An 18,509-nucleotide genomic window follows, 5' to 3' on the forward strand; every position below is an offset into this window, starting at 1 on the left:
TCCGAAGCAGTCATTCCTAGCAGTTTTTGGTGGGACACCCACTCAATCACCTTGAGGCGAGAGCTTGGTTCGTGTCCCGGTCGGCCACCCGGTTTCCCTGGCGACTTGGAGAACTTTACATGGCCGGAAACCCCCTGAAACAGGGGGGTACCTTAACGACATTTCCGCAGGTCAACGCCCGGAAACGGGCCCGCCCCGGGCGATCACCGGGTGATCGCCTGGGAGACACCTGCGGAAACCCCTGGACAAGAACATTGCTCCGAGTACATTGCACCGTATTGATCTCGCGGATTGCTCCGATTAGCGTCGGCTTCATGAGCACTGCGGAACTCGACGGCATCTCCGTCGCCTACGACGACCTCGGCACCGGTGTGCCCGTCGTCCTCGTCCACGGCCACCCCTTCAACCGATCGATGTGGCGCCCCCAGGCCGAGCGTTTCAGCCTGGAGGGCTACCGGGTCATCACCGCGGACCTCCGCGGGTACGGCGAGACGACCGAACCGGCGCAAAGCCAGAAGACCGGGCTCGACGTCTTCGCCGCCGACATCGCCCGCCTCGCCGATCACCTGGGCATCGAGCGGTTCGTTCTCGGCGGTCTCTCCATGGGCGGGCAGATCGTCATGGAGTTCCACCGCACCTACCCCGAGCGCGTCGCCGGCCTCCTGCTCGCCGACACCTCCCCACAGGAGGAGACAGAGGAGGGCAAGCGGGTCCGCAACGAGACCGCGGACCGAGTCCTCGCCGAGGGCATCGGCTGGTACGCCGACGAGGTGCTGACGAAGATGGTCTCGCCCGAGAACGTCCGTACTCAGCCGGACGTGGCGGCGCACGTTCTACAGATGATGCGCACCACCTCCCCCGAAGGAGCGGCGGCGGCACTCAGAGGACGGGCCGAGCGCCCGGACTACCGGGACAGCCTCACCCGCGTGGGTGTCCCGGCCCTGATCGTCGTCGGGACGGAGGACGAGTTCACGCCCGTCTCGGACGCCGAGCTGATGCACGAACTCATCCCGGGCTCCACCCTGGCGGTGATCGAGGGTGCCGCGCACATGCCTAACCTGGAGCGCGAGGCCGAGTTCGACGCCGTGTTCGCACGGTTCTTGAAAGAAATTGGGTGATCGTCTCCATGTCCCAGAAGACCGTTTTCGTGACCGGCGCCAGTGCCGGGTTCGGCGTCGAGATCGTCCGCCGGTTCGCCGCGGACGGCGCCAAGGTCGTCGCGGCCGCGCGCAGCAAGGACAAGCTCGCGAAGCTGGCCGACGAGCTCGGCGAGAACGTGCTGCCGTTCGAACTCGACGTCCGTGACGCCGACGCGGTGGCGGCCCTTCCCGGCACGCTGCCCGCCGAGTTCTCCGAGGTCGACCTGCTGGTCAACAACGCCGGCCTCGCGAAGGGCCTCGAGCCCGCCCACCGGGCGAAGCTCGACGACTGGGACCAGATGATCGACACGAACATCAAGGGGCTCGCGCACCTCTCCCGCGCGCTGCTGCCCGGCATGGTCGAGCGCGGCCGCGGGCACGTGATCAACATCGGTTCGATCGCGGGCACCTACCCCTACCCCGGCGGCAACGCGTACGGCGCGACCAAGGCGTTCGTGCACCAGTTCAGCCTGAACCTGCGGGCCGACCTGCACGGCACCGGCGTCCGGGTGACCAACGTCGAACCCGGCATGGTCGGCGGGACGGAGTTCTCGGTCGTCCGCTTCGAGGGCGACCAGGGCAAGGCCGACAACGTCTACAAGGGGACGACGCCCTTGACCGCCGCCGACGTCGCCGAGTCCGTCTTCTGGGCGGCTTCGCAGCCGGAGCACGTCAACATCAACGTCATCGAGCTGATGCCGGTGGTGCAGAGCTTCTCCCCGCTGCAGATCCACCGAGAGAGCTGAGCTCGAAGAGGTCGAAGAGCGCCTGCTGTTCCGGGCTCCGCTCGGTCAGCAGGCGTCGCGTCCGGGGGCGGCCGCCGGTGGACGGGTAGCGCAGCACCGTCTCCCCGATCCCGGCCAGGCTGTCCATCAGTTCGCGGACCGAGAGGTTCATCCCGGCGCGGTCGGCCTCGCGCCGCATGAGGTGCGTGACCGTCGAGGCCAGCACCGTGACCAGCGTGTGCACGGCGATCCGGTGCGGCGTCCAGTCCCAGCGTGGAGTGGGCCCTGCGACGGCGGCGCCGGCGAGCCAGCGGAACGTCGAGTCGAGGTGGGTCCGGGCGCGATAGGCGGTGACGACCTCGGACACCGGCCAGTCGTCGTGGTCGGTGACCAGGACCTGTTTGCCGAAGAACTCGTCGTGCAGCCGGGACACGGCGGCGTCGTCGATCTTCCAGGTCAGCCGGATCTCTCCCGGTCTGGTGCCGGCCAACGATGGCGAGAGCACCCTCTCCACCCGGCGTCCGCGCGTGATCCGGGCGATTTCGGCGTTCACCTGGGTCCGGTCGCCTCGGTAGGTGCCCACGGCCAGTGCCGCGTCGAGGCCGGCGAGTTCGCGGGCCGCGGTACCGAGTTCGTCGCCGAACGCCCTGGCCTGCGCGTTGTGCAGGGTCTCCGAATGGGTCAGGATCACCCGCCGCCGCACCCCGGCGACCACCGCCCTGGTGTCCAGCGCGGTCAGCCCGGCGAACCGCTCCGGGTCGACGGGCTTGCGCGCGGACGGCGGTTTGGCCAGCAGGTCCGGGTGGTCCGAGAGCGGGAGCGCGCCGACGAAATGCCGTCCGCCGCCGAGGTCCAGCTGGGGCGCTTGGCCCGCGTTGAACACCAGCGTGACGTCGTGAGCGGTGTGCCGGGTGCGGAGGTCTTCGGCGAGCGCGGCGAACGGCGGCGCCCCTTCCCTCGGATACGCGTGGGACGCCAGCGGGATGGCGCCGTCCTTGGTCACCACCAGGCCGAGCCCGGTGAGTTCGCAGCGGCAGGGATCGGCCGTGGTGAAGACGGCGAACTGCGGGACGTCGACGGCGAGCGCCGCGTTCCCCGTGCCCAGCTGCGCCAAGACGACCTCCGCGATCAACGCCTCGATCCGCGCGATCCGGTCCGGGCCGATCCGTTGCAGTGCCCGCCAGTGATTCGCCAGGTCCGCCTTCAGGAACTCCCGCGCGACCAGGAACTCCCGAGCGACACTGTCGTTCCACCACTCCGCCAGGTCGGTGCCCGGGGCGGTCGCCCGGTGCAGGACGGCGAGCGCGAGATGCGTGCCCAGGGTCGTCGCGGCGCGCTGGGCGCCGACCGCCTCGTCGACCCGCCGGATGAAGTCGAGCCGCTCCAGGGTCGCCCATACCGCCGCGACGTCGCCGAAGGTCCGGTGCCGCGCTTCGCCCGGCGCGGAGACGTCGCCGTCCATCGCGCGCCCGATCTCCTCGGCCGTGCCGAGGTAGCGCTGGGACACGACGCGGGGCTCACCGTCGACCCGCGCGGAGGTGACGAGGTAGTAGTAGGTCCGCCCGCCGACCTTCTTGCCGATCACCGAAGCCACACTTTAGGTAATACACGCGGACCCCCTGATCGGCAACCACGCCCGGCCTCTGACCAGCGCGAACTCCTGCCCGACCCACTCGGGTGACGCGGTGGCCGGATGCGCGCTGGCCGCTGGAGCAAGTCCGGCCATAGCGTGCGGGAATGGCATTTCCTGCTGACGCGAACGCCCCCACCACCTCGGCGATGCGTCGCTCGCTCGCCCGGGCGCGCGACGGGAAGACCCTCGACCTCACCGAGGCCTCGATCCTGCTCCAGGCCCGTGGCGACGACCTCAAGACGCTGTCCGAACATGCCTCCCGCGTCCGCGACGCGGGTCTCGTCGCGGCCGGCCGGCCGGGCGTGGTCACCTACAGCCGTTCGGTGTTCATCCCGCTGACCCGGCTGTGCCGGGACCGGTGTGGTTACTGCACCTTCGCGACCGTTCCGGGTCGTGTCGAAGCGCCGTTCCTCTCCCCTGACGAGGTCCTCGACATCGCCCGCAAGGGTGCCGCGATGGGCGTCAAGGAAGCGCTGTTCACCCTCGGCGACCGTCCCGAAGACCGCTGGAAGGCGGCGAAGGACTGGCTCGACGCGCACGGCTACGACGACACGCTCTCCTATGTCCGCGCGATGGCGATCCGGGTGCTGGAGGAGACCGGCGTCCTGCCGCACCTCAACCCCGGCGTGCTGACCTGGCAGGACTTCCAGCGGCTCAAGCCGGTTTCGGCGTCGATGGGCATGATGCTGGAGACGACCGCGACGCGGCTCTACACCGAGAAGGGCGGCCCGCACTACGGCTCGCCCGACAAGGATCCCGCCGTCCGCCTGCGGGTGCTGGAGGACGCCGGGCGGAGTTCGGTGCCGTTCACCACGGGCATCCTGATCGGTATCGGCGAGAACTTCGAAGAGCGGGCCGACTCGCTGTTCGCCATCCGCAAGGTGGCCAAGACCTACGGGAACGTCCAGGAAGTCATCGTCCAGAACTTCCGCGCGAAACCGGACACGAAGATGCGCGCGACCCCGGACGCCGATCTCGAAGAACTCGCCGCGACGATCGCCGTCGCGCGGCTGGTGCTCGGGCCGAACATGCGCATCCAGGCGCCGCCGAACCTGATCGGCCAGCAGTACGAACTGATGCTGAACGCGGGCACCGACGACTGGGGCGGCGTCTCCCCGCTGACCCCCGACCACGTGAACCCCGAGCGGGCGTGGCCGCAGATCGACGAACTCAAGCGGCGCACCGAGGCGCTCGGGTTCACCCTGCGCGAGCGGCTGCCGGTCTACCCGGAGTACGTCAAGGCGGGCGAGCCGTGGCTGGACCCGCGGATGAACGCGCACCTCGCGCCGCTCACCGAGACAGCGACCGGGCTGGCGATCGAAGAGGCCATCCCGGTGGGCATCCCGTGGCAGGAGCCGGACGGCGGCTGGAAGGAGGCCGGGCGTACCGATCTGCACGTCGAGATCGACACCACCGGCCGGACCGAGGACCGGCGCAGCGACTTCGACTCGGTCTACGGCGACTGGGCCGAGATCAAGGGCAATATCAAGACCGCGCCGCAGCGGTTCGACACCGACATTCGGGATGCCTTGCGCAGCGCGGAAAAGAACCCGGCCGGGCTGTCGGACGACGAGGCTTTGGCGCTGCTGCACGCCGACGGACCGGAACTCGACGCGTTCGCCGGGATCGCCGACGACCTGCGGCGCGAGGTGAACGGCGACGACGTCACCTTCGTCGTCACGCGGAACATCAACTTCACCAACGTCTGTTACACCGGCTGCCGGTTCTGCGCGTTCGCCCAGCGGCGCACCGACGCCGACGCGTACACGCTTTCGCTGGAGCAGGTCGGCGACCGGGTCGACGAGGCGTGGGCCGCCGGCGCGACCGAGATCTGCATGCAGGGCGGTATCCACCCGGATCTGCCGGGCACCGCGTACTTCGACCTCGCGGCCGAGGTGAAACGCCGCCAGCCGGACATCCACCTGCACTCGTACAGCCCGATGGAGGTCGTCAACGGCGCTTCGCGGACGAACCTCTCGATCGAGGACTGGCTGGCCCAGGCGAAGGCGTCCGGTGTCGACTCGCTGCCGGGGACGGCCGCGGAGATCCTCGACGACGACGTGCGCTGGGTGCTGACGAAGGGCAAGCTCCCGACGTCGGAGTGGATCAACGTCGTCACCACCGCGCACAAGCTCGGCATCACGACGACGTCGACGATGATGTACGGCCACGTCGACACCCCGTCGCACTGGGTCGGGCACCTGAAGCTGCTGGCGAAACTGCAGCGGGAAGGCCTGGAGCGCAACGGACGGCGCGGGTTCAGCGAGTTCGTGCTGCTGCCGTTCATCCACCAGAGTTCGCCGATCTACCTCGCCGGGCTCGCCAGGGCCGGGACGACGTTGCGGGAGAACCGCGCGGTGCACGCGCTGTCCAGGCTGCTGCTGCACGGGACGATCGACAACATCCAGAGTTCCTGGGTCAAGCTCGGCGAAGAAGGCAGTCGCGCGGTGCTGCAGGGCGGCGTCAACGACATCGGCGGGACGCTGATGGAGGAGACGATCAGCCGGATGGCGGGCGCGGCCAACGGGTCGTACAAGACGATCAGCGACATGCGCTCGATGGTCGAGCCGCTGGGCCGTCCGCTGCGGCAGCGGACCACCGAATACGGCACCCCGACGGCGGAGCGGATCGCGGCTTCCGAGGCGTCGGACGGTGTCGCCACCGCGGTGCGGCGGCCGCTGCTGCCGCTTGTCACCACCTGACGAAAACCGCGTGAAGGCCCTCTCATCCCCGTTCAGTACGGGGTGAGGGGGCCTTCACTTTGCGTGTGTCACCGCTCACAAGGCGCGGGGACTCCGGGCGTTTTCTGTGCTAAACCCGAGAATCGCTTCAACTTCCGGGGCAGCCGTCGAGAGGACGTCGATGACCGCGAGCGCAGTCCAGGTGGCCGATACCGTCCGCTATCCGTTGTCCGAACCGGGAAGCCAGGCCTGGCGCGAAATCGTTTACCGTACCCGCGCCGAACTGCGGGAAACGGGCTGCAGCGTCCTCACCGACTTCATCCGCCCGGAGTTGCGTGACGTCCTTCGCCGCGAAGGCGCGGAGATCGCCCCGGAGGCGTACGAGAAGGTCGAACGCGTCAACGCCTACAACATCGCCGTCGACACTCCGCTTCCGGAAGGCCATCCCGGCCGCACCATCATGGAACGCGGCAACGCTTTCGTGGCCCGCGACCAGATCCCGGTCACCGCGGTGATCCAGCAGCTGTACTCGAGCCCGGAATTCCTGCGGTTCGTCGCCGGCTGCTTCGAGCTTCCCGCGCTGTACGAACTCGCCGATCCGCTGGCCGGTCTCGTGCTCAACGTGATCGAGCCGGGCCGCTCCCACCCCTGGCATTTCGACACCAACGAGTTCACCGTCAGCATGCTCACGCAGGAGGCCGAGGACGGCGGTGTCTTCGAATATTGTCCGAACATCCGCTCGGAGAAAGCGGAGAATTTCAGTGACGTCCGGGGGGTCCTGGCGGGCCAAGGTGATCACCTGATCCGACGACTCACTCTGCGTCCTGGCGATCTTCAGCTGTTTCGCGGACGCTTCGCGCTGCACCGCGTGGGTAGGGTTCACGGGGAGACAGCCCGCCATTCCGCGATCTTCGCCTACAGCGAGCGTCCCGGGGTCATCGGCAGTCCGGAACGGACGAGACAGCTGTTCGGCCGGGTCCTGCCGGAACACGTCGCCTCGGCGGCCGTCCGGGGCGATCAGCTGCTCGACTAAGTCAGGAGCCTGGCCAGTGCCTTTCGACTCGACCGGCAAAATCTCCTTCGACGACATCTACACCGAGCCCGACCCTCGTGCCTTCTACGGCACGCTCCGCCAGTTGGACTACGACATCCCCCAGCAGGCGAAGGCCTACTTCGCGAAACTGATCGACGAGTACCGCGCCGAACGGGACGTCAAGATCCCGACGGTGCTGGACCTCGGCTGTTCGTACGGCGTCAACGCGGCGCTGCACCGGTGTGACATCTCGATGGAACAGCTCTACGACCACTACACGGACACCGACGCGCTGAGCCGGGACGAGTTGCTCGCGCACGACCGGCGGCTGGTCGACAGGCTTTCCGTCGGTGACGGGGTCCGCTTCATCGGCCTCGACTCCTCGGCGCCCGCGCTGGACTACGCGCTCGCCGCGGGCTTCATCGACGAGGCGATCCACGCGGATCTGGAGAACGAGGAGCCGACCGAGGACCAGCGCGCGCTGCTGGCGGACGTCGACCTCGTCATCTCGACCGGCTGCGTCGGCTACGTCACGGAGAAGACCCTCACCCGGATCGCCCAGGAGAACCGGCCGTGGATGGCGCATTTCGTGCTGCGGATGTTCTCCTACGAGCCGGTGGCCTCGAGCCTCGCCGGACTGGAGTACGAGACCGCCGAGATCGACGGCGTCTTCCGGCAACGGAGATTCGCCTCAGAAGCCGAGCAGGCGCAGATCCTGGACACCCTTTCCGTCGCGGGCGTCGACCCGCGGGGGCTGGAATCGGACGGCCGGCTGTACGCGCGGCTGTTCGTCTCCCGCCCGAACGGCGCGGGCGGCGAACTCGCCTCCGCGCTGAACGCCCTGCCCCTCCTAGATCAAGGATGATCGTGAGCAGTCCGGAACTGTCCACCCGCACCTTCGGCAACGAGGACGTCCTGCCGCGGGTCCCCGTCCCCTCGTTGGAGGACACCTGCCGCCGGTTCCTCGAATGGTGCTCGCCACTGCTCACCCCCGGCGAACTCGCGGAAACCGAAGGCGCGGTCACGGAGTTCCTCGCGGAGAAAAGCCCGGCACACGAACTCCAGAGCGCACTCGAGGCCTACGAGAGCGGCGAAGGCGTCCACAGCTGGCTCGACACCTTCTGGCCGTACCGCTACCTCGGCCGTCGCGACCGGATCGCGCTCAACGCGAACTTCTTCTTCCTGTTCACCGAATCCCCGCTCGGACAGCTGGAGCGGGCGGCCGAACTGGCCGCGTCGGCGGTGGACTACAAGCTGAAGCTCGACGAAGAACTGGTACCGCCGATCGTGCTGCGCGGGCAGCCGCAATCGATGGTGCAGAACAAGTTCCTGTTCTCGGCGACGCGGATCCCGGGCGCCGTGCAGGACACCGCGCGCACGCCGTACCGCGAGGACTGGCCGGGGCCGTCGAGGGCGCGGCACATCGTGGTCTTCCACCGCGATACCCCGTTCCGGATGGACGTCATCGCGCCGGACGGGCGGCCGTACTCCCCCGAACAGCTGTTCGCGGGGCTGCAGGCGATCGTCAAGTCGGAGAACTTCATCGCCGACCCGGCGACCGCCGTCGGGCACTTCACCACCCAGGCCAGGGCGGAGTGGGCGGCGACGCGGGAGGCGTTGCTCGCCGCCGGGAACGCGGCCGCGCTGGACGACATCGAGACGGCGTTGTTCTGCCTGTGCCTGGAGAACTTCACTCCGGCGGACACGCAGGAGGCGTGCGACAAGCTGCTGCACGGCGACAGTGGCAACCGCTGGTTCGACAAGGCGCTCTCGCTGATCGTGTTCGAGGACGGCACGGCCGGGATCAACGTCGAACACTGTGAACTCGACGGGACCACGATCCTCGGGTTCACCGACGCGCTGCTGAGCGGTTCGCGGCTCGAACGGCCGCCGGCCGACGGCGTCCCGGCGTCCGAGGTCGTCGAGTTCGTCCTCGGTGACGCGCTCCGGGAAGACGCGCGGGCCGCGGCCGCGGCGTTCACCGCGTACGCCGACGCGACGGCCACGAAGACGGTGTCCTACACCGACTTCGGCGCGAAGCGGGCGAAGGAACTCGGGATGTCCCCCGACGGCTTCGCACAGATGGCGTACCAGCTGGCGCACAAGCGGGCGAAGGGCATCACCGGCGCGACGTACGAGTCGATCGCGACGCGGCAGTACCGCAACGGGCGCACCGAAGCGATGCGTGTGGTGACGCCCGAGGTGCTGTGGTTCGTCCGGGTGATGGACGACCCGGAGGCCGACCGGCAGACCCGCAATGCGGCCTTCCGCGCGGCGGCCGCGAAGCATGTCACGCGGGCGAAGGAATGCCAGGCGGGCGACGCGCCGGAGCAGCACCTGTGGGAGCTGCAGCTGATCCAGAAGCGGCGCGGTGCCGAAGACGCGCCGTCGCTGTACTCGTCGCCGGGCTGGCTGAAGATGCGCGACGACTACCTGAGCACCAGTTCGGCACCGTCGGTGAACATCCGGTACTTCGGGTTCGGCTCCACCAGCCCGCAGTGCATCGGCATCGCGTACGTGCTGCTGCCGGACTCGCTGAATCTGTACCTGTGCACGCCGAAGCACGTCGAGCACGAGATGACGCTGTTCGCGGCGGAACTCACCACCGCCATCCAGGAACTGCAGGAGTTGCTCACCTAGGGCGTACGGTTCACCCGTGCTGGGGAAAGTGGTTTTCGTAGTAGCCGGAGCGGTGCTGGTGGCGGCGGGGTGCAGTACGCCCCCGCCGCCTCCGCCCGTCCCGCCGACCGTGGACACGCCGGTGCCGGGGACCGTCGAACCGGCGGGTTGCCTCGACACCGGCGTCACGGTGAGTTCGGGACCCGTCGAGGCCGCGCTCGGCCACCGGGCGATCGTGGTCACCCTCACCAACTGCGGGGCGGCGCCGCGCACGCTCACCGGCTATCCCGAAGTCCGTTTGCTGGACAAGGAAAAGCAGCCGATGGCCGTCCAGGTCGAACACGGATCGTCCTATATGGCCATCGATCCCGGCGTGGCTCCGCAGACGGTCCAGCCCGGCGGCACCCTGCTGTCGGTCGTCTCGTGGTCGAACACCGTCACCGTGGGTTCGCCGGAAGCCGGCGCGTACGTGACCGTCTCGGCGGCGAAGGGCGAGCCGGAACAGCGGATCGTGGTCGACACCGATCTCGGCACCACGGGCAAGCTCACGCTGACGGCTTGGAACTCCGAGCTCAAGCACTGAGCCTTGTGTGACGAGACCGCACCGCCTGTCACATCGTCTTGGACGTCAGGAAGGCCCGCTCGGAACCCGGAGACACGAACGCGGTCCGCATCTCGCCGTTCATGGGCAGTTCGCAGGAGAGCCACGCCACGCCGGAGGGCACGAGCGCCTTCAAAGACTCCGGAGGCGTGGGGGAACCGGCCTTGCACTTAGCGCCGCTAATCACCTTCGAGACGGCTTCGATCCGCAGCTTCACCAGCGCGGACAACCTGAGGTCGGTCGGACCGGGCGCCTCGATCCGACCCTCGGAGGTGCCCACTCGCTCTTCGACCCAGGACGCCTCGACGATCTCGCCGACTTCCGGGAACGTCTCGGCGACCGGCGCCGGGTCCGTGTGGACAACCGGTTCTTTTGGCGCCGGAGGCGGTGCCGGAGTGCAGGCCGCGGTCAGGACGACCGCGGCCACGAGCCACATCTTCCCCATGGTGCGCATGAGGACATCTTGACTCAGACGGTGAGCTTCAGGATGTCGATTCCGCGAGTGTTGTCGGCGACGTAGACGTAACCCTTGTGCCAGTAGGGCGCCCACGAGGCGGCGTCCGCCGGGCGGAAGTAGGCGATCTGCTTCGGGTCGGTCGGGTCGCTGACGTCGAGGAACCGCGTGCCCTGGGTGTAGAACGACTGCACGAGGACCTTGCCGCGGACGTCGAAGTAGTGCGCGGAGCAATCGCCCGTCGTCGGGTCGCTGCCTTCCTGACCGGCGACGCTCCAGGTGCCGACGGACTTGAGCCGGAACGGATTCTCCGGCGTCGAGCGCCAGCCTTCGCCACCGTACGAGCCCGCCAGCGAGGAGATCGTCAGCACGCCGTCACCGGCACAGCCGTCGAGGAAGATCTCTTCGGTGGCGTACACCAGGTCGCGGCCGTGCCAGCGGTTCGAGTCCGCGCCGTCGCCCGACCGGCGCCCGGCCGGGTGGAAGCTGTTGTGCATGAACTTCGACGGCGCCGCCGTCTCCTCGATCCCGCCGCCGGCATAGGGGACCGGGTCGAACGCGGTCGCGCGGCGGACCTTGCCCTGCACCGGATCGCGGTGCCGGCCGCTGGTCCAGTAGCCCCGGACGCCACCGCGACCGGACACCCACGCCACGCCCTCGTCGTCCACCTGGACGTCGTGCACGTAGTCGGTCTTGCCGTCGTTGCGGGCGAGTTCGATCGGGTTCGGGAAGGTCTTGGGGTTGCGCGGGTCGCGGATGTCGGTCACCCAGATCGGGCGGCCACCCCACTCGGCGGGCTGGTTCGCGGCCTTCGAGGGGCCACCTGTCCACAGGTACCGGCAGTTGTCCACACAGCTGGTCGTGTGCCCCGCGGGCACCTGGGTGTAGCTCAGAATGGCCGGCTTTTCCGGATTCTTCAGATCGATGATGTAGATACCGGACTCGCCGGTCTGCGTGGTGCCGCCGAAGGCACGCGGGTCCCGCGCGAGGAACACGAGCTTGCGCTCGACGTCGACCTCGGTGTCCTCGGTCTCCCACAGGCCGGGCAGGCTGACCTCGCCGATCAGCTTCGGCGCGGCGGGATTCTTCGTGAGGTCGTAGACCTTCAGGCCGAATTCGCCGGAGACCGCCATGACGTCGCGGTGGCCGTACTGCAGGAATCCCATCGCGATGGCGCCCGCCGCGTCGGGCACGTTGCCGACGGCCTTGACGTTCTTCACCGCGCCGGGAGCACCCGCGACCCGGACCTTCTCACTCGCCGGCTTGTCCTCTTCGCCGCAAGCGGCGGCGGGCAGGCCGGTGGCGATCAGGGTCGCGGTGACCGTCGTGATGGCCAAGCATGAACGGAGCAACCAGTTGCCGCGCACGGAAACCTCCCAGGCTGGTCCCCGCACCCTAGGGCCCCCGCTTTGCCCGGCACAACCGCCGATGGTCGGTGTGGACTGCTATAGACATGACCATGCGCTTGTGTCTTCTGGCTCCGCTCGTGGTCGCCGTCCTGGTCACGGCGGGCTGCACCGAATCCGGCGAATCGCCCGCACCGGACGTACTTCGCGTGGGCATGTCCGCGCCGATGTCGACGAACCCCGCGGACGTCCGTGATCAGGCGGGCAGGCTCGCCACGGGCGCGCTGTGGACTCCGCTGGCCGACTACGACCCCGCGACCGGGAAGCCGACCGCCCGCGCGGCCGAGTCGATCAGCAGTACCGACCGGACGACCTGGACGGTCAAGCTGAAGGAGGGCGGCAAGTTCCACGACGGCACGCCGGTCACCGCCCAGTCCTATGTGGACACCTGGAAGGTCGTCTCCCAGGAGAGCTGGGCTGGCTCGCGGGTGCTCAAGGATCTGGTGCGGGCCAAGGAGATCACCGCGCCGGACCCGCTGACGATCCGGCTCGTCCTCGACCGGCCGTCCGGGCAGATCCCGGCACTGCTCTCGTCTCCCGCGCTCGTCCCATTGCCCGCGTCGGCGCTGACGTCGCGCGACTGGATCCGGTTCTTTTCGTCGCCGATCGGCAACGGACCGTTCCGGATGGACGGCGGATGGCAGCCCACGGGTGCCAAGCTGGTCCGGGTCGCGGACGCACCGGGCAAGGCACGCGTGCTCGAACTGAAGATCGGCGACCCGGCGGCCCTGTACGACGACGTCAAATCCGGGAAGCTCGATCTCTCCACCGTCGTCCCGGGCGACAGGCACGAAGCGATGCACACCGATTTCGCGCAGCGGCACGTGATGTGGGCCCTGCCGAGCGTCTCCTACCTCGGTTTCCCTTTGACGGCCGGCTATTTCTCCGACGCCACCATCCGGCACGGCTTCGCGCTCGGCATCGACCGGGCCGCGTTGGAAGCCGGCGTCCTGGCCAAGCAGGTGGACCCGGCGAAGTCATTGCTGCCGCCCGCCGTCGCCCCCGGGGAACGCAGCAGCACCTGCCGTCCCTGCACCTTCGACGCCGAAGCCGGGAAATCCCTGCTGGCCCAGGCGGAGTTCCCGGCGGGCTCCGCCGTCCCTTTCGGACAGTCCCAGGCGAACTGGCTGCGGCCGCTGGCCGAACAGGCGAGCACCGCGGTCGGCGTCCGGCTCGCCGCGGACCCCGGCAAGGGTCCGTTCGCGCTCGACCTGAACCTCTCGACGCCGAGCCCGCAGGAGGTGCTGGCCAAGATCGTCGAGGCCACCGGCTACCAGAGCGACGGGTTCGCCGACCTGCTGAAGTCGGCCGAAGAGACCGAGTCGACCGACAGCGGCGAGGTATACCGCTTGGTGGAGAACCAGTTGCTGCGCGATCTCCCGGTCGCGCCGCTGTGGTCCGGGCACGGGCACGCCGTCTGGGCGGAACGGGCCGGCGACGTGAAGGCGACGTCGTTCGGGAGTGTGGACCTCTCAGCGGTGTCCGTGCGGTAGCCCGAGCGTGCACTCCCCGGCGACCACGTCGATGAAGGCCGCGGTCAGCGGATCGGGTGTACTCCGGCAGTAGGCTGCGAGCGTGCGCCGGATCGCCGGTTCGGGCCGCAGGACGCGGCCGGGGAATCCCTCGGGCAGCACGTTGGCCGGGACCAGCGCCGGGCCGAGACCGGCCGCCGCGAGCACCGGGGCCGCGGCGGTCTGTTCGGTCCGGACCGCCGCACGGGGCTGGAAACCCGCCGCGGCACAGGCCTGATCGACGAGGTCGGCCAGGCCGTTGCCGGGGGCGTAGTGCACCCACGCGCAGCCGGCGAGCGTCGCGAGGTCGACGGTTCCCGTGCCGTCGTCCTCTCGCGGCCCGTCGATCGGCAGGACGACGACGAACTCCTCGGCGCCGAGTTCGCGCACCGGGCCTTCCCAGCCCGGCGGGACCGGGCCGACCGCGACGTCCGCCTCACCCGCCGCCATCGCGTCCCGCAGTTCGTCCGCGTGCCGGAACTCCACCAGGCGGACGTCGACGTCCGGCCGCTCCCGCCGCCACACGCGCAGCGCGGCGGGCAGGACGCCGAGGCCGACCGAGTAGACCGTGGCGATCTGCAGTTCGCCCGCCTCCAGCCCGGACGCCTGCCTGGCCGCGCACCGCGCGCGTTCGGCGTCGGCGAGCGTGGCCCTGGCGTGCGGCAGCATGGCGCGCCCCATCGGCGTGAGCCGCACGCTGCGCGGCAGGCGCTCCAGCAGCGGGCCGCCGACGCCCTTCTCCAACGCGCGCACCTGATGGGACAGCGCGGGCTGCGTCACGTGCAGCATCTCGGCGGCCCGGGTGAAGGAACCGGTGTCGACGACGGTCACCAGGTACTCGAGCTGGCGCAAGCTGGTCATGACTTCAGTTTATAGGTGTGGTGATATCTATGCCTTGGACTTATCGCCAGCGCGGGTCCAAGCTCGGAGACATGAACGAAGAACGCAAGGTCGCCCTGGTCGCCGGGGCCAACGGGGTCATCGGCAAGAACCTGATCGAGCACCTGGAAAGCCGTCCCGGGTGGCGCGTCATCGGCCTTTCGCGGCGTGGCGGCCCGGGGCAGATCGCCGTCGACCTCCTCGACGCGGACGACACCCGCGCGAAGCTGAGCGGCCTGGACGACGTCACTCACGTCTTCTACGCGGCCTATGTCGACAAACCGACTTGGGCGGAGCTGGTCCCGCCGAACCTGGCGATGCTGACCAACCTCGTCGACGCGATCGAGCCCGCCGCCCCCGGCCTGCGCCACGTCAGCCTCATGCAGGGCTACAAGGTCTACGGCGCTCACCTCGGCCCGTTCAAGACCCCGGCCCGCGAATCCGACGCCGGGCATATGCCGCCGGAGTTCAATGTGGACCAGCAGGACTTCCTGGAACGGCGTCAGGCGGGGAAATCCTGGACGTGGTCGGCGATCCGGCCCTCGGTGGTCGGCGGGACGGCGCTGGGCAACCCGATGAACCTCGCGCTGGCCATCGCCGTCTACGCGTCGATCTCGAAGGAACTCGGCCTGCCGCTGCGGTTCCCGGGGAAGCCCGGCGCGTACGACAGCCTCCTGGAGATGACCGACGCCGGGCTGCTGGCGAAGGCCACGACCTGGGCGGCCACCAGCTCGATGAACGAGGCGTACAACATCGCGAACGGCGACCTGTTCCGGTGGAGCGAACTCTGGCCGCAGATCGCGAAGTACTTCGAGCTGGAGGTGGCGCCGCCGCTGCCGATGTCGCTGGACGTCGTCATGGCGGACAAGGAAGAACTGTGGAACACCCTCGCCGCGAAATACGGCCTGGAAGTGCCCTATAGCGCCGTTTCGTCGTCGTGGGGCTTCGCCGACTTCGTGTTCGGCTGGGACTACGACATGTTCGCGGACGGCTCCAAGGCCCGGCGGGCGGGCTTCCACGAATACGCCGAGACTTCGGCGATGCTGTTCCGCCTGTTCGACGAGTTCCGCAAGGCCAAAGTGATCCCTTGACCGCGCAGGCCCCAGCGTTCCGTGAAGGACTCCTTGAGGGACTCTGATTCCCTCAAGGAGTCCTTCACGGACTTTGCCGCGCCACATCGGGGGTGGGCTAACCCCGGCCGACGTAAGGCATCGTGGTCGCCGTGAGGGTCAGGAACTGGACGTTCGCGTCCAGCGGCAGCCCGGCCATGTAGAGCACGGCGTCCGCGACGTGCCGGGCGTCGAAGGTGGGTTCGGCCTTGATACTGCCGTCGGCCTGGGGGATGCCGTCCGCCATGCGCAGCGTCATCTCGGTGGCGGCGTTGCCGATGTCGATCTGTCCACAAGCGACGTTCCAGGCCCGGCCGTCGAGGGAGATCGACTTCGTCAGCCCGGTGACCGCGTGTTTCGTCGCGGTGTAGGCGATGCTCGCCGGCCGCGGGGCGTACGCGGAGATCGAGCCGTTGTTGACGATCCGGCCGCCCTGGGGATCTTGCGTCTTCATCAGCCGCACCGCCTGCTGCGCGCACAGGAACATCCCGGTGAGATTGGTGTCGACAGCACGTTTCCAGTCCGCGAAGGACAGGTCCGCCACGGTGCCGCCGACAGACACTCCCGCGTTGTTCACCAGCAGGTCCAGCCGTCCCCATTCGGCACTGACGGCGTCGAACAGGGCGGCGACGGAATCGGGATCGGAGACGTCGGTGGGGACGGCGAGGGCGTTCGCGTCGCCGGCGGCGGTTTCGGCCAGCGCGTCCGCGCGGCGCCCGGCCAGCGCGACGCGGTACCCGGCGCCGAGCAACGCGCGGGCGATCTCCCGCCCCAGCCCCGATCCTGCCCCGGTGACGACAGCGGTCTTGCCGCTCATGGAACCTCCTCGCAGACCGTGCCGGGCCGAACCGGCTCGGTGATCTTTTTCCGGATACCGGCGTCCATTCAGGCTAGCGCGCCGCCCCCGGCGGAAAACGTTCACCCATCGGCCGTCGCGCCTTCACGAAAACCGGTAACCCCTTCACCACATCCGCGCGATTCCACACACGTGAGCAGGGGGAATACACAGCAGAAGAATCCACGCTTCCAGCTGGTCCAGACCGGCGAAGTGACCATCCGGTGGCGGCTGCTCGGCGGCAACAACGTGTCGCTCGGCTCCGCCCCCGCCGATTATCCGCGAGCCGAGGACTGCCTCACCGCTATCGCCTGGCTCACCGCGCACATTACCGAACTGACCAGCGATTTCAGTCATCTCAGCGGGGGCCGCTGGCGGTGGCGGCTGAGTACCGGCGAGCGGGTCGTCGCGGTCGCCAGCCATGCCTACGGACGGCGTATCGAAGCGCAACGCGGGCTCGACCGGTTCCGCTCGGCCACCACCGAGGCGGCGATCGGCGAGGGGATCGAGACGATAGCCGATTGGCGCCGGAAATACCGCCGGAATTCCGTCGGTGATTCACCGAATCGTTTTCCGTGACAGTCGCTCACGGAAAGTGCGTTCCCCGGAGATTAACCACCAAGACGTCGGGCGGGAACGCGAAGCACCGTAGCCGGACAGTGTTGCGGAGCAAGGATTGGTGCCAGGTCACGGAATCGGAGTGACCACTTGGGGACTAGAGAAAGAGTGCCAACAAGATGCGTACTCGTACTGCTCGGTTTCTCGGCGCGACCGCGGTCGCCGCGTGTGCCTGCCTCACCCTGACCGGAACCGCCTCGGCCGTCGCCCCGGCCAACGGACTGCAGGAGGTCCTGGCCGCCGCCGGCTCGGACACCACCGTCGACATCACCGGCGCGATCCTCGCCGACGCGAACAGCGCGGCCGCCCAGGGCAGCTGGAACACCGACCCCGACGACCACGTCAACGTGCCGCCGCTGCTGTCGGGCACCCAGACCTTCACCGTCCCCGCCGACCCGTTCGGTGACGAGGTCGTCTACAGCGCGAGCAACCCGGCGCCGAACGGCTCGTCCCAGGGCAAGGCCGCGCTCAAGGCCTCGGCCGAGGCGTTCGACGGCAAGACCGACATCGCCCGGTCGTCCTCGGGCCGCGGCTCGTCCGACCCCGCCACCTTCGAGTACTACGCCTTCGCCACCGACGGTGTCACCTGGTCTTCCTCGGCCACCGGTTCGGGTGCGGGCCTGACCCTGACCCTGGCGCAGCTGCGCGGCATCTACGACGGTTCCATCACCAACTGGAACCAGGTCGGTGGCGCCAACGCCGCCATCGTCGTCTACCTGCCGCAGACCGGTTCCGGCACGCTGAGCTTCTTCACCGGCACCGTCCTCGGCTTCGACCCGACCACCAAACCGGTCACCATCAAGCGCTTCCAGGAGCACGACGGCAACTCCATCGCGGCGGGCGACCGGGCCGGCGCGATCGCGCCGTTCTCCATCGCGCAGTGGATCGCTCAGGGCAACGCGGTGACGCCGGACAAGCGCGCCGGTTTCACCGTCAACCCGCTGACCGGCGCCGGCTTCAACGGTTCCCCGGTCGCCGGCTCCGCCGGTGGCTACACCCCCGCGTTCACGACGGCGTTCCTGGGCTCGCGCAGCGTCTACAACGTGCTCGACACCCGGACCCCGAGCTACGACCAGGCCAAGCGCGCAGTCGGCTTCGACGACGGTGACTCGGCTTCGACCGCCAGTCCGCTTTGCGGTGGCCAGCTCGCGGCCACCATCCAGCAGTACGGCTTCCTCACCGTCTCGGGCCCGGGCGGCCTGTCCTGCGTCCGTTCCTGACCCCTCCTACGCGTGAAGGCCCCCTTCCCTCTGCTGAGTCGAGGGA

Annotated in this window: 16 protein-coding genes; 11 read left to right on the plus strand and 5 right to left on the minus strand. The window is 68.9% G+C overall.

Going from position 1 to position 18,509, the window contains the following annotated elements; genetic code table 11:
* Nucleotides 1-314: 314 nt before the first annotated feature.
* Nucleotides 315-1,118: an alpha/beta fold hydrolase gene (locus ACLJRL_RS25035; RefSeq protein WP_410658711.1), complete on the plus strand. Its 804-nt coding sequence runs from the start codon at nucleotides 315-317 to the stop codon at nucleotides 1,116-1,118.
* An 8-nt stretch (nucleotides 1,119-1,126) separates the two neighbouring features.
* Nucleotides 1,127-1,885, plus strand: a complete 759-nt coding sequence (locus ACLJRL_RS25040) for an SDR family oxidoreductase (RefSeq protein ID WP_410658712.1) — start codon at nucleotides 1,127-1,129, stop codon at nucleotides 1,883-1,885.
* On the opposite strand, the gene ACLJRL_RS25045 is transcribed toward ACLJRL_RS25040, so the two are convergent.
* The gene (locus tag ACLJRL_RS25045) at nucleotides 1,824-3,458 is read right to left on the minus strand and encodes a transposase (RefSeq protein ID WP_410658713.1); all 1,635 of its coding nucleotides are present in this window, start codon (nucleotides 3,456-3,458) and stop codon (nucleotides 1,824-1,826) included. The two genes, ACLJRL_RS25040 and ACLJRL_RS25045, sit on opposite strands and share 62 nt — an antisense overlap.
* Nucleotides 3,459-3,643: 185 nt before the next feature.
* On the opposite strand from ACLJRL_RS25045, the gene ACLJRL_RS25050 reads away from it, so the two are divergent.
* The 5 genes from ACLJRL_RS25050 to ACLJRL_RS25070 all read left to right on the plus strand — a co-directional run bounded on the left by ACLJRL_RS25050 (nucleotide 3,644) and on the right by ACLJRL_RS25070 (nucleotide 10,413).
* Nucleotides 3,644-6,199 carry a bifunctional FO biosynthesis protein CofGH gene (locus ACLJRL_RS25050; protein ID WP_410659045.1) on the plus strand — a complete coding sequence of 852 codons (2,556 nt, stop codon included), beginning with the start codon at nucleotides 3,644-3,646 and terminating at the stop codon, nucleotides 6,197-6,199.
* A gap of 160 nt (nucleotides 6,200-6,359) precedes the next feature.
* A complete protein-coding gene (locus ACLJRL_RS25055) occupies nucleotides 6,360-7,211 on the plus strand; it encodes an arpA protein (RefSeq protein ID WP_410658714.1) in 852 nt (283 codons plus the stop codon).
* A gap of 16 nt (nucleotides 7,212-7,227) precedes the next feature.
* Nucleotides 7,228-8,076, plus strand: coding sequence for a class I SAM-dependent methyltransferase (locus tag ACLJRL_RS25060; RefSeq protein ID WP_410658715.1), 849 nt, complete (start codon nucleotides 7,228-7,230; stop codon nucleotides 8,074-8,076).
* Complete coding sequence (locus ACLJRL_RS25065; RefSeq protein ID WP_410658716.1) at nucleotides 8,073-9,851, plus strand: choline/carnitine O-acyltransferase; 1,779 nt, start codon at nucleotides 8,073-8,075, stop codon at nucleotides 9,849-9,851. The genes ACLJRL_RS25060 and ACLJRL_RS25065 overlap by 4 nt, the downstream gene beginning before the upstream one ends.
* Before the next feature lie 16 nt (nucleotides 9,852-9,867).
* Entirely contained in the window at nucleotides 9,868-10,413 is a 546-nt protein-coding gene (locus tag ACLJRL_RS25070; RefSeq protein WP_410658717.1) for a DUF4232 domain-containing protein, read from the plus strand.
* A gap of 28 nt (nucleotides 10,414-10,441) precedes the next feature.
* Here ACLJRL_RS25070 and ACLJRL_RS25075 read toward each other — a convergent pair whose 3' ends face one another.
* Together ACLJRL_RS25075 and ACLJRL_RS25080 are read right to left on the minus strand one after the other, a co-directional pair.
* A complete protein-coding gene (locus ACLJRL_RS25075) occupies nucleotides 10,442-10,885 on the minus strand; it encodes a hypothetical protein (protein WP_410658718.1) in 444 nt (147 codons plus the stop codon).
* A 14-nt stretch (nucleotides 10,886-10,899) separates the two neighbouring features.
* Complete coding sequence (locus tag ACLJRL_RS25080; protein WP_410659046.1) at nucleotides 10,900-12,237, minus strand: LVIVD repeat-containing protein; 1,338 nt, start codon at nucleotides 12,235-12,237, stop codon at nucleotides 10,900-10,902.
* A 101-nt stretch (nucleotides 12,238-12,338) separates the two neighbouring features.
* Here ACLJRL_RS25080 and ACLJRL_RS25085 point away from each other — a divergent pair, with 101 nt between their 5' ends.
* The gene (locus tag ACLJRL_RS25085) at nucleotides 12,339-13,784 is read left to right on the plus strand and encodes an ABC transporter substrate-binding protein (protein WP_410658719.1); all 1,446 of its coding nucleotides are present in this window, start codon (nucleotides 12,339-12,341) and stop codon (nucleotides 13,782-13,784) included.
* Here ACLJRL_RS25085 and ACLJRL_RS25090 read toward each other — a convergent pair.
* The gene (locus tag ACLJRL_RS25090) at nucleotides 13,764-14,663 is read right to left on the minus strand and encodes a LysR family transcriptional regulator (RefSeq protein WP_410658720.1); all 900 of its coding nucleotides are present in this window, start codon (nucleotides 14,661-14,663) and stop codon (nucleotides 13,764-13,766) included. The two genes, ACLJRL_RS25085 and ACLJRL_RS25090, sit on opposite strands and share 21 nt — an antisense overlap.
* Nucleotides 14,664-14,734: 71 nt before the next feature.
* Between ACLJRL_RS25090 and ACLJRL_RS25095 the strand changes: the two genes are divergently transcribed.
* Nucleotides 14,735-15,772, plus strand: a complete 1,038-nt coding sequence (locus ACLJRL_RS25095; RefSeq protein ID WP_410658721.1) for an SDR family oxidoreductase — start codon at nucleotides 14,735-14,737, stop codon at nucleotides 15,770-15,772.
* Nucleotides 15,773-15,869: 97 nt separating this feature from the next.
* Here ACLJRL_RS25095 and ACLJRL_RS25100 read toward each other — a convergent pair whose 3' ends face one another.
* Nucleotides 15,870-16,607 carry an SDR family oxidoreductase gene (locus tag ACLJRL_RS25100; protein ID WP_410658722.1) on the minus strand — a complete coding sequence of 246 codons (738 nt, stop codon included), beginning with the start codon at nucleotides 16,605-16,607 and terminating at the stop codon, nucleotides 15,870-15,872.
* A gap of 171 nt (nucleotides 16,608-16,778) precedes the next feature.
* On the opposite strand from ACLJRL_RS25100, the gene ACLJRL_RS25105 reads away from it, so the two are divergent.
* A complete protein-coding gene (locus ACLJRL_RS25105) occupies nucleotides 16,779-17,204 on the plus strand; it encodes a DUF1508 domain-containing protein (protein WP_410658723.1) in 426 nt (141 codons plus the stop codon).
* Nucleotides 17,205-17,362: 158 nt separating this feature from the next.
* Complete coding sequence (locus tag ACLJRL_RS25110; RefSeq protein ID WP_410658724.1) at nucleotides 17,363-18,463, plus strand: substrate-binding domain-containing protein; 1,101 nt, start codon at nucleotides 17,363-17,365, stop codon at nucleotides 18,461-18,463.
* The last annotated feature ends 46 nt before the right edge of the window (nucleotides 18,464-18,509 follow it).

Origin of the sequence: Amycolatopsis sp. lyj-112, assembly GCF_046549055.1 — a bacterium.
Lineage (GTDB): Bacteria > Actinomycetota > Actinomycetes > Mycobacteriales > Pseudonocardiaceae > Amycolatopsis.

Coding starts and splice junctions, on each gene's coding strand:
- ACLJRL_RS25095 (WP_410658721.1), top strand. CDS start 14,735: ATGAACGAAGAACGCAAGGTCGCCCTGGTCGCCGGGGCCAACGGGGTC.
- ACLJRL_RS25075 (WP_410658718.1), bottom strand. CDS start 10,885: ATGCGCACCATGGGGAAGATGTGGCTCGTGGCCGCGGTCGTCCTGACC.
- ACLJRL_RS25110 (WP_410658724.1), top strand. CDS start 17,363: ATGCGTACTCGTACTGCTCGGTTTCTCGGCGCGACCGCGGTCGCCGCG.
- ACLJRL_RS25085 (WP_410658719.1), top strand. CDS start 12,339: ATGACCATGCGCTTGTGTCTTCTGGCTCCGCTCGTGGTCGCCGTCCTG.
- ACLJRL_RS25065 (WP_410658716.1), top strand. CDS start 8,073: ATGATCGTGAGCAGTCCGGAACTGTCCACCCGCACCTTCGGCAACGAG.
- ACLJRL_RS25055 (WP_410658714.1), top strand. CDS start 6,360: ATGACCGCGAGCGCAGTCCAGGTGGCCGATACCGTCCGCTATCCGTTG.
- ACLJRL_RS25050 (WP_410659045.1), top strand. CDS start 3,644: ATGCGTCGCTCGCTCGCCCGGGCGCGCGACGGGAAGACCCTCGACCTC.
- ACLJRL_RS25035 (WP_410658711.1), top strand. CDS start 315: ATGAGCACTGCGGAACTCGACGGCATCTCCGTCGCCTACGACGACCTC.
- ACLJRL_RS25100 (WP_410658722.1), bottom strand. CDS start 16,607: ATGAGCGGCAAGACCGCTGTCGTCACCGGGGCAGGATCGGGGCTGGGG.
- ACLJRL_RS25090 (WP_410658720.1), bottom strand. CDS start 14,663: ATGACCAGCTTGCGCCAGCTCGAGTACCTGGTGACCGTCGTCGACACC.
- ACLJRL_RS25040 (WP_410658712.1), top strand. CDS start 1,127: ATGTCCCAGAAGACCGTTTTCGTGACCGGCGCCAGTGCCGGGTTCGGC.